This window comes from Moritella sp. PE36, from assembly GCF_000170855.1.
GTDB lineage: Bacteria > Pseudomonadota > Gammaproteobacteria > Enterobacterales > Moritellaceae > Moritella.
Window position 1 is genome coordinate 59,215 of sequence record NZ_ABCQ01000002.1, and the last position, 14,228, is coordinate 73,442.

11 protein-coding genes are annotated in these 14,228 nt (G+C 41.5%); 7 read left to right on the top strand and 4 right to left on the bottom strand.

The window, feature by feature from the left end; all coding sequences use genetic code 11:
* Positions 1-11: 11 nt before the first annotated feature.
* From trpB to ybaK, 4 genes are all read left to right on the top strand, one after another.
* Positions 12-1,202 (top strand): tryptophan synthase subunit beta, encoded by a 1,191-nt coding sequence (gene trpB, locus PE36_RS01940; RefSeq protein WP_006030256.1) that lies wholly within the window; start codon positions 12-14, stop codon positions 1,200-1,202.
* On the top strand, positions 1,202-2,008 hold the full coding sequence (trpA, locus tag PE36_RS01945; RefSeq protein ID WP_006030257.1) for a tryptophan synthase subunit alpha: 807 nt from the start codon (positions 1,202-1,204) through the stop codon (positions 2,006-2,008). The genes trpB and trpA overlap by 1 nt, the downstream gene beginning before the upstream one ends.
* 437 nt (positions 2,009-2,445) lie before the next feature.
* Positions 2,446-4,320 carry a monovalent cation:proton antiporter-2 (CPA2) family protein gene (locus PE36_RS01950; RefSeq protein ID WP_006030258.1) on the top strand — a complete coding sequence of 625 codons (1,875 nt, stop codon included), beginning with the start codon at positions 2,446-2,448 and terminating at the stop codon, positions 4,318-4,320.
* A gap of 52 nt (positions 4,321-4,372) precedes the next feature.
* Positions 4,373-4,843, top strand: coding sequence for a Cys-tRNA(Pro) deacylase (gene ybaK / locus PE36_RS01955; RefSeq protein WP_006030259.1), 471 nt, complete (start codon positions 4,373-4,375; stop codon positions 4,841-4,843).
* A gap of 126 nt (positions 4,844-4,969) precedes the next feature.
* On the opposite strand, the gene PE36_RS01960 is transcribed toward ybaK, so the two are convergent.
* Both PE36_RS01960 and PE36_RS01965 read right to left on the bottom strand, forming a co-directional pair.
* Positions 4,970-5,950 carry a porin gene (locus tag PE36_RS01960; protein WP_006030260.1) on the bottom strand — a complete coding sequence of 327 codons (981 nt, stop codon included), beginning with the start codon at positions 5,948-5,950 and terminating at the stop codon, positions 4,970-4,972.
* A 274-nt stretch (positions 5,951-6,224) separates the two neighbouring features.
* Positions 6,225-7,592: a sodium-dependent transporter gene (locus tag PE36_RS01965; RefSeq protein ID WP_006030261.1), complete on the bottom strand. Its 1,368-nt coding sequence runs from the start codon at positions 7,590-7,592 to the stop codon at positions 6,225-6,227.
* A 353-nt stretch (positions 7,593-7,945) separates the two neighbouring features.
* Between PE36_RS01965 and PE36_RS01970 the strand changes: the two genes are divergently transcribed.
* Together PE36_RS01970 and PE36_RS01975 are read left to right on the top strand one after the other, a co-directional pair.
* The gene (locus PE36_RS01970) at positions 7,946-9,232 is read left to right on the top strand and encodes a sphingomyelin phosphodiesterase (protein WP_006030262.1); all 1,287 of its coding nucleotides are present in this window, start codon (positions 7,946-7,948) and stop codon (positions 9,230-9,232) included.
* A gap of 554 nt (positions 9,233-9,786) precedes the next feature.
* The gene (locus tag PE36_RS01975) at positions 9,787-11,127 is read left to right on the top strand and encodes a septum formation initiator (RefSeq protein ID WP_006030264.1); all 1,341 of its coding nucleotides are present in this window, start codon (positions 9,787-9,789) and stop codon (positions 11,125-11,127) included.
* Between the two features lie 94 nt (positions 11,128-11,221).
* Here the strand turns inward: PE36_RS01975 and PE36_RS01980 are convergent, their stop codons facing one another.
* Entirely contained in the window at positions 11,222-11,458 is a 237-nt protein-coding gene (locus PE36_RS01980) for a DUF2933 domain-containing protein (RefSeq protein WP_043993646.1), read from the bottom strand.
* A gap of 62 nt (positions 11,459-11,520) precedes the next feature.
* Positions 11,521-11,715, bottom strand: a complete 195-nt coding sequence (locus tag PE36_RS01985) for an SHOCT domain-containing protein (protein WP_006030266.1) — start codon at positions 11,713-11,715, stop codon at positions 11,521-11,523.
* Positions 11,716-11,968: 253 nt separating this feature from the next.
* On the opposite strand from PE36_RS01985, the gene PE36_RS01990 reads away from it, so the two are divergent.
* The gene (locus tag PE36_RS01990) at positions 11,969-14,224 is read left to right on the top strand and encodes a heavy metal translocating P-type ATPase (protein WP_006030267.1); all 2,256 of its coding nucleotides are present in this window, start codon (positions 11,969-11,971) and stop codon (positions 14,222-14,224) included.
* The last annotated feature ends 4 nt before the right edge of the window (positions 14,225-14,228 follow it).

Below are 14,228 nucleotides of genomic sequence, written 5' to 3' on the forward strand. Positions count from 1 at the left end.
AGGAACTTATCATGGCAAAACTTAATGCCTTTTTTGGCGAATTTGGCGGCCAATACGTATCGCAAATCTTAATACCTGCATTAGATGAATTAGAAGATGCATTTATCGATTCACAAAATGATCCGGCCTTCGAAGCAGAGTTTCAGAAACTGTTAAATGAATACGCGGGTCGTCCAACACCATTGACGCTATGCCGTAACATTACTAAAGGTTCAAAAACTAAGATCTACCTAAAACGTGAAGATCTACTTCACGGTGGCGCGCATAAAACTAACCAAGTATTGGGTCAAGCATTACTGGCTAAACGCATGGGTAAAACCGAGGTCATCGCAGAAACAGGCGCAGGCCAACACGGTACTGCATCTGCGCTAGCCTGTGCGTTACTGGGTCTCAAATGTCGCATCTACATGGGTGTGAAAGACATGGAACGCCAAAAGCCCAACGTATTCCGCATGAAGTTAATGGGTGCCGAAGTCATTCCCGTTGATTCTGGCGCAGGCACATTAAAAGATGCCTGTAACGAAGCATTACGCGACTGGTCTGCCAACTACGAAAATGCCCATTACCTATTGGGTACTGCTGCAGGTCCTCACCCATTCCCAACGATTGTGCGTGAATTCCAAAAAATGATCGGTGAAGAAGCCAAACAACAGATCTTAAAAGCAGAAGGTCGCTTACCTGATGCTGTGATTGCCTGTGTAGGCGGTGGTTCGAATGCCATTGGTATATTCAATGACTTCATCGAGGAAGAAGGTGTCAAACTGTACGGTGTTGAACCTGCAGGTAAAGGCATTGCGACTGGTCAGCATGGCGCGCCAATTGCCGAAGGTACTAACGGGATATTCTTTGGTATGCACTCATTATTGATGCAAGATAACTATGGTCAGATCCAAGAATCATATTCAGTATCAGCTGGTTTGGATTTCCCATCAGTCGGTCCACAACATGCGCATCTATATACCACTGGCCGTGCAGAATACCCGTCAGTAACCGATGATGAAGCATTAGCCGCATTCCAGTTATTATCATGTAAAGAAGGCATTATCCCTGCGTTAGAATCATCACATGCATTAGCGTATGCACTACAGATGATGGAACAGGATATGGATAAAGAACAAATTTTAGTGGTGAACTTATCGGGTCGTGGTGATAAAGATATCTTTACCGTTGCTGATATTCTTGAAGGTAAAGGAGCATTATAATGGGACGTTATCAACAAACTTTTGCTGCACTCGCAGAAAAAAATGAAGGCGCTTTCGTTCCATTTGTAACGATTGGCGATCCAAACCGCGAACAATCAATGGCGATCATCGAAACGCTAATTGCAGCAGGTGCTGACGCGTTAGAACTGGGTATTCCATTCTCGGATCCGGTGGCTGATGGCCCAACGATCCAAAAAGCCACATCACGTGCATTAAACGTGGGGATCAACCCAGATATCTGTTTTGAAATGCTCACCGAGATCCGCGCGAAATACCCGCAAATACCCATTGGTTTATTACTGTATGCCAACCTGGTTTACGGTAACGGTACCGATAAGTTTATGGCTAAAGCCGCTGCGGCTGGCGTTGACTCATTATTGATTGCCGACGTACCAGTACAATACGGTCAGCAATTTAAAGAAGCTGGCGATAAAGTCGGTATCGAAAGTATCTACATCGCACCGCCAAATGCCGATGACGCGACACTGCAACTGGTAGCAGAGCAAGGGTCTGGTTACACTTACCTGCTTAGCCGCGCAGGTGTAACAGGTGCAGAAACCAAAGCAGGAATGCCTATTGGTCCGTTATTAGACAAGCTAAAATCATTTAATGCCGCGCCTTGTCTACTTGGTTTTGGTATTTCATCACCAGAGCAAGTGAAACAAGCTGTCGCAGCAGGTGCTGCAGGTGCAATTTCCGGTTCAGCCATTGTAAATATCATCGAGAAAAATCTAGGTGATAATGCACAAATGCTGCAAGAACTGGCTGAGTTTGTCACGCCAATGAAAGCTGCGACAGTTAAATAGTCGCACATAAACAAAATATATACCTAAGTTACTTCAAGATGCTATATCAGAGACGAACAGGGATATCAGAACAAGGCGCAATATGTAGATAATGGTTATTCCATTTTCAAATATTGTAACGCGGTGCTGTTATTCCTGCTCGCCTCCCTTAGGGCAAGCCGAACGAAGGCATCTTCGGCGTTAGACGTCTTGATTGAGAATAACTAAATCATCGACTTAATGCCTTGAATATCCTCTCCGTTCGGTTTGCTGATTGTGCATCTTGAAATAGCTTGGGTATAACGCTTTACCAATTAAGCCCTTAGTGCCTATTATTATGACTATCGCAAACGATGGTGATGATAGAATGGTGCTAAGGGCTTTTTTAGCACTACAATTTATTTTTTAGTACTGTAGATCATTCATCGCATTGCCCCCTTAAGGAACAAGGAAGCGCTATGACAGGTTATTTCATTCAAGCATTCATCTATCTGTTTGCAGCAGTTATCGCTGTACCTATCGCCAAGCGTCTGGGTTTAGGTTCTGTACTCGGTTATTTAATTGCCGGGGTTATTATCGGCCCTGTTATTGGCTTAGTCGGCAGTGAAACCGCCACCATCCAGCATTTTGCCGAGTTTGGTGTGGTGATGATGCTGTTTCTAGTGGGACTAGAATTAGAACCGCGCATGCTCTGGGATATGCGCCATCGTCTGATAGGGTTAGGTGGATTACAAGTTGGTTTGACGACGGCTGCAATAATGGGCATCGGCCTTGCGCTTAATTTAGACTGGGGACTTGCGCTGACCATTGGCTTGGTATTCTCACTGTCATCTACCGCGATAGTATTGCAAACCTTTAACGAAAAAGGCCTGACAAAAACCGAAGGTGCGCGCTCTGCATTCTCAGTATTACTGTTTCAAGATATCGCCGTGATCCCAATGCTGGCGTTAATTCCCTTATTAGCTATTCCAGAGTTAGTGGAGCAGGCACAAAATGCCGTACAAGCAGCCAGCGCGCAACATGAAGAGTTATCCTTAGTCGCCAATATTTCTGGCATTTATTACGCGCTGGTGATCATAGTGGCGATCACCGGTGTGATTGTCGGTGGTCATTACCTCAGTCGACCATTATTTAACTTTGTGGCAAGCTCTAAAGTACCTGAGATCTTTACGGCCGCAGCATTAATGCTGATAATAGGTATTGCCGCACTCATGAATTTAGTCGGGCTATCTCCTGCTCTGGGTGCATTCTTAGCCGGTGTGGTACTAGCAACCAGTGAGTTTAGACATCAGTTAGAAACAACGATAGAACCATCTAAAGGGCTGTTACTCGGTTTATTCTTTATGACCGTGGGCGCGGGTATTAATTTTACTATCTTGTTTAACGACATCAGTACCATTCTCGCGATCACCCTAACCTTAATGTTAGTCAAAAGTTTAGTGCTGTTTATTTTAACCTTAGTATTTAAGATCAAAGGCAGTGATCGCTGGTTATTAGCCCTCAGCTTGGCGCAGGCTGGTGAATTTGGCTTTGTATTAATCGGCTTTACTGTGAGCAACCATGTACTACCGGTTGACTTAGCACAGACCTTATCATTGTCTGTTGCCCTGTCTATGTTCTTAACGCCCGCGTTATTTATCTTTTATGACCGCGTGATACTGCCCCGCTATGTCGATAAAACTAATCAACAAGCAAGCGATGATATTGATGAACAAGGTGATGTGATCGTAGCTGGTATCGGCCGTTTCGGCCAAATTGTCAATCGTCTGTTACTTGCTAATGGCGTGAAAACCGTGGTACTGGATCATGACGTTAGTATGATCCAAAGAGTGCGCTCATTTAACATGAAAAGTTATTTTGGTGACGCAACCCAACTACGTTTACTTGAAACAGCAGGGATCGCTAACGCCAGTTTATTCATCGTCGCCATTGATGATAAAGCCAGAGCCGTTGACCTGGTACGTTACATCAAGCAACATTACCCACAAGTCAAAATATTAGCCCGTGCCTATGACCGTGGCCATGGTTATTCCCTACGCCATGCAGGCGCTGATCATGTGGTCAGCGAAACCTATCATTCAGCCTTAATACTCGGCTCTCATGCCCTGACTAATTTAGGCTTTAGTGAACACCAAGCAAAAGAAGTAGAGCTCACCTTTAAAGAAATTGAAAAGCAAAGTAAAACAACCTTATACCAAACCTGGTTGAATAATAGCGAAGACGATAAGTTTAATACCGCTTATCGTGACCTGTATTTACAACTTGAAGACAGCTTAGCAGACGTGATGAAAAATAAAGATAAGTCTGAAAAACCACTACACTTCGATATTTAATAATACAGCGACATTTAGTAATAACACTACATAAAAAGGCTGAATAAATAGTATGACTCCAGCAGTAAAATTAGCTAAAAAAGCAAAAGTAGCCCACAAAACCCATGAATATAAACATGATTCGAGTGCTGGATCTTATGGTTTAGAAGCGGCGGAAAAAATGGCCGTCGCCGCCGAACGCATATTCAAAACACTGGTAGTCGATGTTGGAGATAAGAAGCTTGTCGTTGCTGTAGTGCCAGTTACCGCAATGTTGAATTTAAAAGCCATTGCCAAAGTAGCAAAAGCCAAAAAAGCAGTAATGGCGGATAAGAATGATGTGATGCGCTCGACGGGTTACGTACTTGGTGGGGTGAGTCCGTTGGGACAAAAGAAACGCTTACTCACTATCATTGATAGTTCAGCACAAACACATGAAACAATCTATGTCAGCGCGGGTCGTCGCGGCTTAGAGATCGAACTAAGCCCGTTAGACCTAAAGCAGCTAACCAATGCGGAGTTTGCTGCGATTAGCAGTGACTAATGATTAATAGTCGCAATCTGTGAGTAGTAAAATCTATTATCAATTTCTATCAGAAAAAAATAAAAATAGCTCAGTAGATCGCTCTACTGGGCTATTTTGTATGAAACTTAAATAGTAAGTAATTAACTAAAAGTCATATCGTGCAGCCATATGCCACTGATCTTCTTTAGCATCAACGCCTTCAATGACATATTCAGTCACCACACGGAAGTTGGAATTAAACTTATAAGCAAGTCCAACTGCGGCTTGGTCGACCGTATTATCACTTATAGTGTCCGTATCACGTTGTTTATAAGTAAAGGTACCCGTTAGTTTATCCAAGGTGTAAGCGAGAGATAACTCATAGGCCGTCCAGTCATCGACTCCCGAGTCATTATTGGTAATATCTCCGACAATAGATGCGGTTAAGCCTTGGTATTTATAACGCACAGCAGTTAGAAAGGTGGAACGATCAGAATCTGAGTTAGCACCATAATCATCTGTCATGACACCGGTATAGGTTGCGCCTAACTCCAGACCGAAATCAAAACCATAAACCCCCCCAAGCGAATAACTTGATTGGCTGTCATTACCACTACTAGCATCAACACTGGATTCCGGTTGAATATGCGCCACTAAATTAAGGGCATCATCAAGCACCTTCATTTCCAATTTTAAAAGATTGGTTTGTCGATTTAAGTTGCCAATCGCGGGATTACCCGAATAGTTAGTGGTGCCAGCATCGGCCCAATCCGCAATAATTTCATCGGCGGCATAGTTACGGCCAAAGGTCAGTTGTCCCCGATCATTTTTTAATCCGGCATACATCAACCGCGTTTTAGAGGTTGAATTAGCGTCACTGTTATCCCTCGATTCAAATTGCATCTCAATACGCGCAAGCCCAGTTAAATCATCAGCTAAATTTGAAGAGGCCTTAAAGCCAGTGCGAAAATAGCTATCTGAACGACCATCACTTTTTACATCGTTACCATCTTGATAAATATAAGCGCCATAAGCACGGCCATACAAATCAACCTGGTGGGCATCATCTGTGTACACATTAACGGTGGCTTGTGCTGTAGGAACAAGACTAGCGAGTATTACTGTGACTAATAATGTCTTTTTCATGATTCTTCCCTGTCTATTTAAGTAATTTTTTATTCGAGGTAAGTGTTTACAGCCTTACAGCGGGCTACTAGTCAAGGGTAGTTCTTTTCTGTGAAATTGATGAGTTTGCAGCTATTTACTAGAAAGTAATGGCTAACCGTATAAATAGAAAAAGCCCAATAGATTGCGCTACTGAGCTTTTGGTTTTTACTTTTTTATTTTACTTTTTTTTAAACTATCTACCTTGGCCTAAACAAGTTTATCTCTTGATTACCGCTTGAGGCGCAAGGTCTTGTTAAAGCGTTGTACTGATTAATACGATAATTAAAACAGGGCAAAAAAACTTCACATACAATGGCCATATTTTCCAGAAGATACCATTTACATCAGCACCATCTTGACCTTTTATTTCAGCAAGTAGGCTATTACGATGCCATACCCAACCCGTAAAGATAGCCAGACCTAAACATATGAGTGGTTGCATAATTTCGGTTGATAGCGTGATCATGAAGCCAAACATCAAATCAAAGTTCGTCACAACAACCATCGCTAATGTTGTCAGTGCCGCGCCAACAATCCACGTTACTTTCTTACGTGACATAGCTGTTCTATCCGCGATATAACTGGTTGGCACTTCGACTACCGAAATTGCCGATGTTAATGCAGCTACTGACATCAACGCAAAGAAGATGATAGCCACAATATGCTCGACCGCACCCATCGTCGCAAACAACGCTGGAAGTACTGTAAATACCAGTGTATCTGAACTTAGCAAGTTACCGTCAGCATCAAAGATAATGACACCATTATGCTTAGCTACATACATAGCTGGCAGGATTAACATCGCGGCTAAGAAGGCTACTCCTGTATCTATAAAGGTTACCTGTACCGCTAACTTACTGATGTTTTCTTTTGGTTTAAGGTATGAGCCGTAAATCATCATCACCCCGGTACCAATAGATAACGAAAAGAATGTCTGACCAAGCGCTCCAATGAGTACATCTGAGTGCATTATTTTTTCAAAATCAACCGTAAATAACGCCGCAACACCTTCACTCGCACCGGGTTGAAACAAGATATAAATCACGCTTGCAATCAAGATAGAAAATAATAATGGCATTAAACGCTTTGACCATTTTTCAATGCCATCTTGTACGCCTTTTTGAATCACATAAATAGACATCAATGTAAATACTAAGGTAAATACGATATTACGAGATAATGAGAAATCGATTAACCAACGGCTTGCCTCCTCGGCACCAACCATAGCCGCAATAGGTGCCAGTGTGTTACTGACGAACCAGCCAGAAAGTATGGCATAGAAACTGAATATCATCACCGCACAGATAATTGACGCGAGACCAATCAAACGACCAATAATTTTTGTTGCAGGAGAGCGACCTAGTTTAGCCATCGCATCTGCTGGGTTAGTTTGACCATGACGACCCACCATCAGTTCGGCAACTAACATTGGATAGCCAAGTAGAAAGATAAGGAATAAATACACCATTAAGAACGCACCGCCGCCATTACTTGCCGCTTGCGTAGGGAAACCCCAAATATTACCAATACCTACAGCAGAACCTGCCGCGGCCATTATAAAACCAAAACGAGAACCAAAATGTCCTCGAGACGCACCATCATTATTCTGTATTGCAGCCATTTATCCGTACCAAGTTTGCTAAATTCAATCAATAGCAGGTGTTATACCCAAATAAACAGCAAAGACAAGTATTAAAATCTATAAAAACCCATAAACACTAGTGTTTAACACCTAAAAATGTCAACTAAAAGCAATACCCAACTACAAAAATAATAAATATGCATTTTAAATTGCGCAAACAATCTAAATTCATCCTTGAAATAGCAAGTGTCACCAATCAACTTTAAACATAAAAAATAACACTTTAATCAAACCGTCACCAAAACTGCCTACTATGCGTACTTAATATATAAAATAATATTTTATACTCCCGCTGGGTTAGTCATAAAACGCACACAAAAATAAGGATCTTTATGTTAAAGAAAGTAACCGTCTTATTCTGGCTGTACATGTTCACGCCAGCATTAATGGCGATGAGCCAAGTGCCCACGGAACGCCATACTATTATTCAATTCACCAATAGTACGCCTCATACTTTATATGCGTATATTGAAGAAGGTAATAATGTCGACTTATTAACAACAGAAGTGATGCCATTGAGTACCGTTGACGTGGCTAATATTACCCGCACTAATGTAGAACAGAATATAACTATCTCACTGAGTAACGCTGATTACAGCTTTAATTTAACGCAGAAGGTAACCGAGGATGAACTCGCTTTTGGCTTCGATAGCAGTGAACTGACCATCGCGCCACAAACCGACAATACTATTCAGCGGTTTGAGATCCAACTTGCCGATAATGACAATACCATCGCCTTTAATAGTGAAAATCTACACCAAGGTGGCAAGGTAAATTACGTATTACAGTTGCATGATAAAAAGCCCACTATCGGACCCGGTAACGAATTTAGCTTATTAAGCTACAACATTTGGGCCACCACCATATTCGGTTCTAAAAAAGTCGATAGCCGTTTAACGGAAATGCCCGCGGTAATGTCAGGTTATGATGTTTTGGTACTCACTGAGGTCTTTGATCCAATCCGAACAAGCAAATTACTTAAACAGCTCAGTAAAGAATATAGTTTTACCAGCAGCGAAATGTTTAAGTTAGGTAAAATCATGCAATCAGGTACGCGTATCTTAACGCCTTGGCCTGTAGAAGCAGAAAAGAGCCTAAAGTATACCAACTGTAGTGGTATTCAGTGTGCTGCAACACGTGGGGTTATTTATACCCGTATTAATAAGCAAGGTTACATTTACCATGTCTTTGCTACGCACACACAATCGTCTGATGACGATACTAACCGCACGGCACGTTTAGCCCAGCTAGAAGAAATGGGTGAGTTTATTCGCGAACAAAACATTCCTGCCGACGAAGCTGTCATTTTAGCGGGTGACTTCAACGTCAACAAAATTGGCTTGCCCGGTGATCGTGATCAAATGGCATATATTCTTAATGCCACCGAACCAGAGAATAAAGGTCACAATCTGTCTTTTGATTCCAACACTAACAATTGGGCAGAAAAACCTTATTTAGAATATCTGGATTACACATTAACAGGGAATGATAATTTACAGCCAATCAGTGCCAGCCAAGAAATATTCGCCCCTCGCGTACTGACAAAATCGCTTTGGGGAAATTGGGATTTATCAGACCATTACGCTGCTCGCGGATATTTTATCTACCCGACCAAGTAATAGCAGGATAAAACTCTACGCATAAATATTTCCGCATCTATTCTCTTTAGATGCAGAAATATCCGCCGAAAACTCGATATTACTACTAGATGAATACTCAAAACTAGGCATATGCACTGATTTCACCTTGAAACATCTGAAAGTAGCACTCAAATAAAGTTGAAGCCTACTAGCATTAGTGTGATCTGTGTATATAAATCAATTGCTAACAACTTGTTAAAACACACGAAACTACCCCTTATTAGCTACCTTCGTGTTTTATAGATCATTATAGGAACAAGGTTAAAACCAATTTACACCCAAATGAAAGCATAAAACACTGAAATGGAACTTAACGACAACACAAACCAGAACAAAAACAACCAAGCGCTCGATAAACATACAAACGCAAAGATTGTTAATAAAAAATACGTAAAAAATCAAATTATTTTGATAAATACAGGGGATTTTTTAGGTTAGAGGCAAAAAGGCGATCTGCATCACTTTAAATAAAATTCAAATCATTATCCTAGGCAGCAGTTAAGATACAGCGCAATATTACAGGTGAAATAGAAATGTCAGAACAAGCAACTACAACTATCACGGACAGCACTACGAACGCTGCTAAATGGAACAAAGCAGACACAACATGGGTATTAAGTTTATTCGGCACAGCAGTAGGTGCTGGTGTTTTATTCTTACCTATTAAAGCAGGTTTAGGTGGTTTTTGGCCGTTAGTAGCTCTTGCATTGCTTGCAGGTCCAATGACGTGGTTCGCGCATAGATCACTTGCTCGCTTCGTTCTATCATCAAAAAATCCAGATTCAGACATCACTGATGTTGTTGAAGAACATTTTGGTAAAGGCGCTGCAAAACTAATTACGTTTGCTTATTTCTTTGCTATCTACCCTATCGTATTAATCTACGGTGTTGGTATTACTAATACATTCGAAAGTTTCATTGTTAACCAACTTGATATCTTCACTGAAATCCCACGCCTAGCGGCTGATGGCGCACCGATGCTTAACGAAGCTGGTGTTCAATTAATGGATAAAGTAAGCGGTATTCCACGTTGGTTACTATCTGGTGGTCTAATTTTAGCAATGACTGCGATGATCCTATTCGGCAAAGACTTAATGCTTAAAGCAACATCAGCATTAGTTTACCCACTCGTATTCATCTTATTCGGTCTATCGATATTCTTAATTCCGAGCTGGAATACAAGCATGGTAACAGTGGTACCTGAAGCATCATCTTTCTTACCTGCTATCTGGTTAGCGATTCCACTGATTGTGTTCTCATTCAACCACTCTCCAGTAATCAGCCAGTTTGCTAAAGCACAACGCGCATCTTACGGTGACAACGCAGTAGAAAAATCAGATCTTATCTGTAAACGTGCCGGTCAAATGTTACTTGGTTTTGTAATGCTATTCGTATTCTCTTGTGTGTTATCACTATCACCTGAGCAACTAGCAGAAGCTAAAGCACAAAACATCTCAATTCTGTCTTACCTTGCAAACGTACATGACTCAGTATTAATTCAATACTTTGGTCCTTTCGTAGCATTCGCAGCGATTACGTCTAGCTACTTCGGTCACTACTTAGGTGCTCAAGAAGGTCTAAACGGTCTAGTTAAGCAAGTTGCACCAAAAGCATCAGAGAAGAACATCAGTACTTTCTCTATCGCATTCATCGTACTAACTACATGGGCTGTAGCAATTATCAACCCAAGTGTACTAGGTCTTATCGAAACAATTGGCGCACCAATGATTGCAGCTATCTTGTTCCTAATGCCAATGTACGCAATCAAGAAAGTACCTGCGATGCAAAAATATGCTAGCAATAAAGCAGCTAACATCTTCGTTACTATCTGTGGTCTTATGGCTATCACTTCAGTAATCTACGGTTCATTCTAAATCGTACCTTACAGTGATTAACAGTTAAGTTAATAACGAATAAAACCGGCGAGTCACCTCGCCGGTTTTTTTGTATCTGCATTTTGTGACATTATTAATTCTTATCATGTTCTTGGTTTTTAATTTCTGTATCCGTCTCTTTATCTTCTTCTTTCTTATCACAACCCATCATTTTCATCATAAAGAACATCATTACTACACATAAAATCAGCGGTATAAGTAAGCTACTACTTATCGCCACCAGCGACATATTCCCAACGAATACAAAATAGGCTAATGGCAGACCTAAACACAGTACTAACATCAATTTACACAGTTTATTCATCTTCATAATTTTTCACCTTTTGTCTTACTTCAATTATTATCTAGCTGCAAATGTACGACCCGAGTGTCTTACAGCTTTGTCTTTATTTCATCTAACTCTTCAGCACTAATATCACCGCTTGCGAATCGTCGTTTCGCTATATCAACAGGCGACTCCACGCTCAATTTTTTATTTAGACCCGAAAATAACAGGTAGAAAAGTAAACCCCAAAATATCACCATTGAAATAGGCATTAACCAATGAAATTCATGAAAACCAAACATATGTAACCTCCAGAAGTTTAAATATATGACTACTTACCTTGTTTCAGGTTTGACCTTGAGATAAACATTAAGGTTTACCTTAGCTGGAAGGTAAAGCCTAATTTGAAATTATTACGGCATTATTTTTAAATTAATTTAAACCCTCACAGAAGATTGACCTTCCAGTTAGGGTAAAGGCTATTGTTAACTTAATGACAAAATTTAGCCGATAAATAAGCGAACAATATTTCAATCACATAAAAGGATGCTACTAATGAATAGATCCAAAGAAAGTCACGATGGTCATGAATTCGTTGTAGAAGGTGCGAGCTGCGCAAGTTGTGTTGGTAAAATAGAAGCAGCACTAAAAGCAATTGATGGTGTTGAAAGTGCGCACATGAACTTTGCACTCAGAACCGTATCAGTCATAGGAAACGTCAACCCAGAAACATTAATTAACAAAATTAAGTCGTTAGGTTATGGCGCAAAAAGCACAAGTGATGCAACGGTTGCCCAATTACTTGATGAAAAAGAAGTTGCAGATCAAAAATATTACCGCCTTTTACTAAAGCAGATGACCATTGCACTTGGTCTTGGTGTACCGCTCATGGTCTACAGTATTATTGGTGGCACCATGACTGTTGATACCAGCTTGGAGCGTGGGATTTGGTTATTCATCGGTCTATTATGTGCTGGCATCATGTATTTTTCTGGTAAACACTTCTTTGTCGGCGCCTGGAAATCTTTCGTTAACCATAACGCCAATATGGACACCTTAATTGCTTTAGGTACAGGCACAGCTTGGCTTTATTCCATGGTCGTTGTGCTTTTCCCTTTTATCATACCTGAAATGGCGCGGCACATTTATTTTGAAGCCAGTGCGATGATCATCGGTTTAATTAACTTAGGCCTAGCATTAGAAGTCAAAGCCAGAGGCCGAACCAGTGAAGCTATTAAACGCTTAATCGGTTTACAAGCTAAAACCGCGCGGGTGATCAGTGAAACCAAAGAAATGGATATGCCAATTGAAGATGTGGTTGTTAACGATGTATTACGCGTTCGACCAGGAGAAAAAATACCGGTTGATGGTATTGTCATTCAAGGATATACCTCAATCGATGAATCCATGTTAACCGGTGAACCGATGCCGGTTGAAAAAGCCATCGACGATGAAATAATTGCTGGGACAATCAACAAGTCAGGGGCCATATTATTCAAAGCGACCCGTATAGGCAAAGATACAGCCCTTGCGCAAATCATTAATATGGTTAAACAAGCGCAAAACTCTAAACCGCCTATTGGTCGTTTAGCCGATGTGATCTCAGCATATTTCGTGCCCGCTATCATGATCATTGCGGTTGTAAGTGCCTTGGTATGGCTTAACTTTGGCCCCGATTCTGCAGTCGCCTTTGCCATCATATCAGCCAGTACCGTGCTTATCATTGCCTGCCCTTGTGCTCTCGGTTTAGCCACGCCAATGTCAGTCATGGTCGGGATAGGCAAAGCTGCAGAAGCGGGTGTGCTTATTCGCAATGGTGAAGCGCTGCAAACAGCGTCAAAAATTACCGCCATGATTTTGGATAAAACAGGCACCATTACCGAAGGTTCGCCAAAAGTCACCGATATTATCGTTACCCATGATGCCTATACTGAAAACACTATATTGAATCTGACCGCTAATATTGAGCAAAGCTCTGAACATCCCTTAGCGCAAGCGATTGTTGAATCAGCCACTGCGCGTGATCTTCATTTAGAAGACGTCAGTAACTTCGAGGCTATTTCAGGTCGCGGTGTTAAAGCTGACTTTAAAGGGCAACATTTGCTTTTTGGTAATGAAAAACTCATGACTGAAAATGGAATAAGTCTTGATGAATACATAGAAACAGCGCAAGCATTGGCCAACGATGCTAAAACCCCTATGTATCTGGCTATTGATAATAAACTTAGCGCGATTATAGCGGTATCCGATCCCATCAAAAAAGATTCTATATCCGCAATAAAACGGCTTCAAAATAATGGCATTCGCGTGATCATGTTGACTGGTGATAATAGAGACACAGCCCAAGCCGTGGCCAAACAAGTTGGGATCACTGAATTCTTTGCTGAAGTACTACCTGAAGATAAAGCCAATAAAGTGGCTGAGTTACAACATCAGGGCGAGATCGTTGGTATGACAGGAGATGGTATCAACGACGCACCCGCATTAGCGCTCGCGAACGTCGGATTTGCCATCGGCACCGGCACCGATGTCGCGATTGAAAGCGCGGATATTACCTTAATGCGCGGTTCGCTGCATGGGCTTGCCGATGCTATAGCAGTGAGTAAAGTAACGCTAAGAAATATCAAACAAAATCTGGTTGGCGCTTTCGTTTATAACATGGCAGGTGTACCTATTGCTGCAGGTGTACTCTACCCCTTCTTTGGTCTGTTACTTAGCCCGGTAGTCGCAGGTGCGGCAATGGCATTATCATCATTAACCGTAGTGATGAATGCAAATAGATTACGTTTGTTTAAACCACAAAATCACTAGAACT

What these genes read in the sequence shown, in the direction of transcription:
- PE36_RS01970 (WP_006030262.1), top strand. Translation starts at nt 7,946, where the DNA reads ATGTTAAAGAAAGTAACCGTCTTATTCTGGCTGTACATGTTCACGCCA.
- PE36_RS01980 (WP_043993646.1), bottom strand. Translation starts at nt 11,458, where the DNA reads ATGAAGATGAATAAACTGTGTAAATTGATGTTAGTACTGTGTTTAGGT.
- trpB (WP_006030256.1), top strand. Translation starts at nt 12, where the DNA reads ATGGCAAAACTTAATGCCTTTTTTGGCGAATTTGGCGGCCAATACGTA.
- ybaK (WP_006030259.1), top strand. Translation starts at nt 4,373, where the DNA reads ATGACTCCAGCAGTAAAATTAGCTAAAAAAGCAAAAGTAGCCCACAAA.
- trpA (WP_006030257.1), top strand. Translation starts at nt 1,202, where the DNA reads ATGGGACGTTATCAACAAACTTTTGCTGCACTCGCAGAAAAAAATGAA.
- PE36_RS01990 (WP_006030267.1), top strand. Translation starts at nt 11,969, where the DNA reads ATGAATAGATCCAAAGAAAGTCACGATGGTCATGAATTCGTTGTAGAA.
- PE36_RS01975 (WP_006030264.1), top strand. Translation starts at nt 9,787, where the DNA reads ATGTCAGAACAAGCAACTACAACTATCACGGACAGCACTACGAACGCT.
- PE36_RS01985 (WP_006030266.1), bottom strand. Translation starts at nt 11,715, where the DNA reads ATGTTTGGTTTTCATGAATTTCATTGGTTAATGCCTATTTCAATGGTG.
- PE36_RS01965 (WP_006030261.1), bottom strand. Translation starts at nt 7,592, where the DNA reads ATGGCTGCAATACAGAATAATGATGGTGCGTCTCGAGGACATTTTGGT.
- PE36_RS01960 (WP_006030260.1), bottom strand. Translation starts at nt 5,950, where the DNA reads ATGAAAAAGACATTATTAGTCACAGTAATACTCGCTAGTCTTGTTCCT.
- PE36_RS01950 (WP_006030258.1), top strand. Translation starts at nt 2,446, where the DNA reads ATGACAGGTTATTTCATTCAAGCATTCATCTATCTGTTTGCAGCAGTT.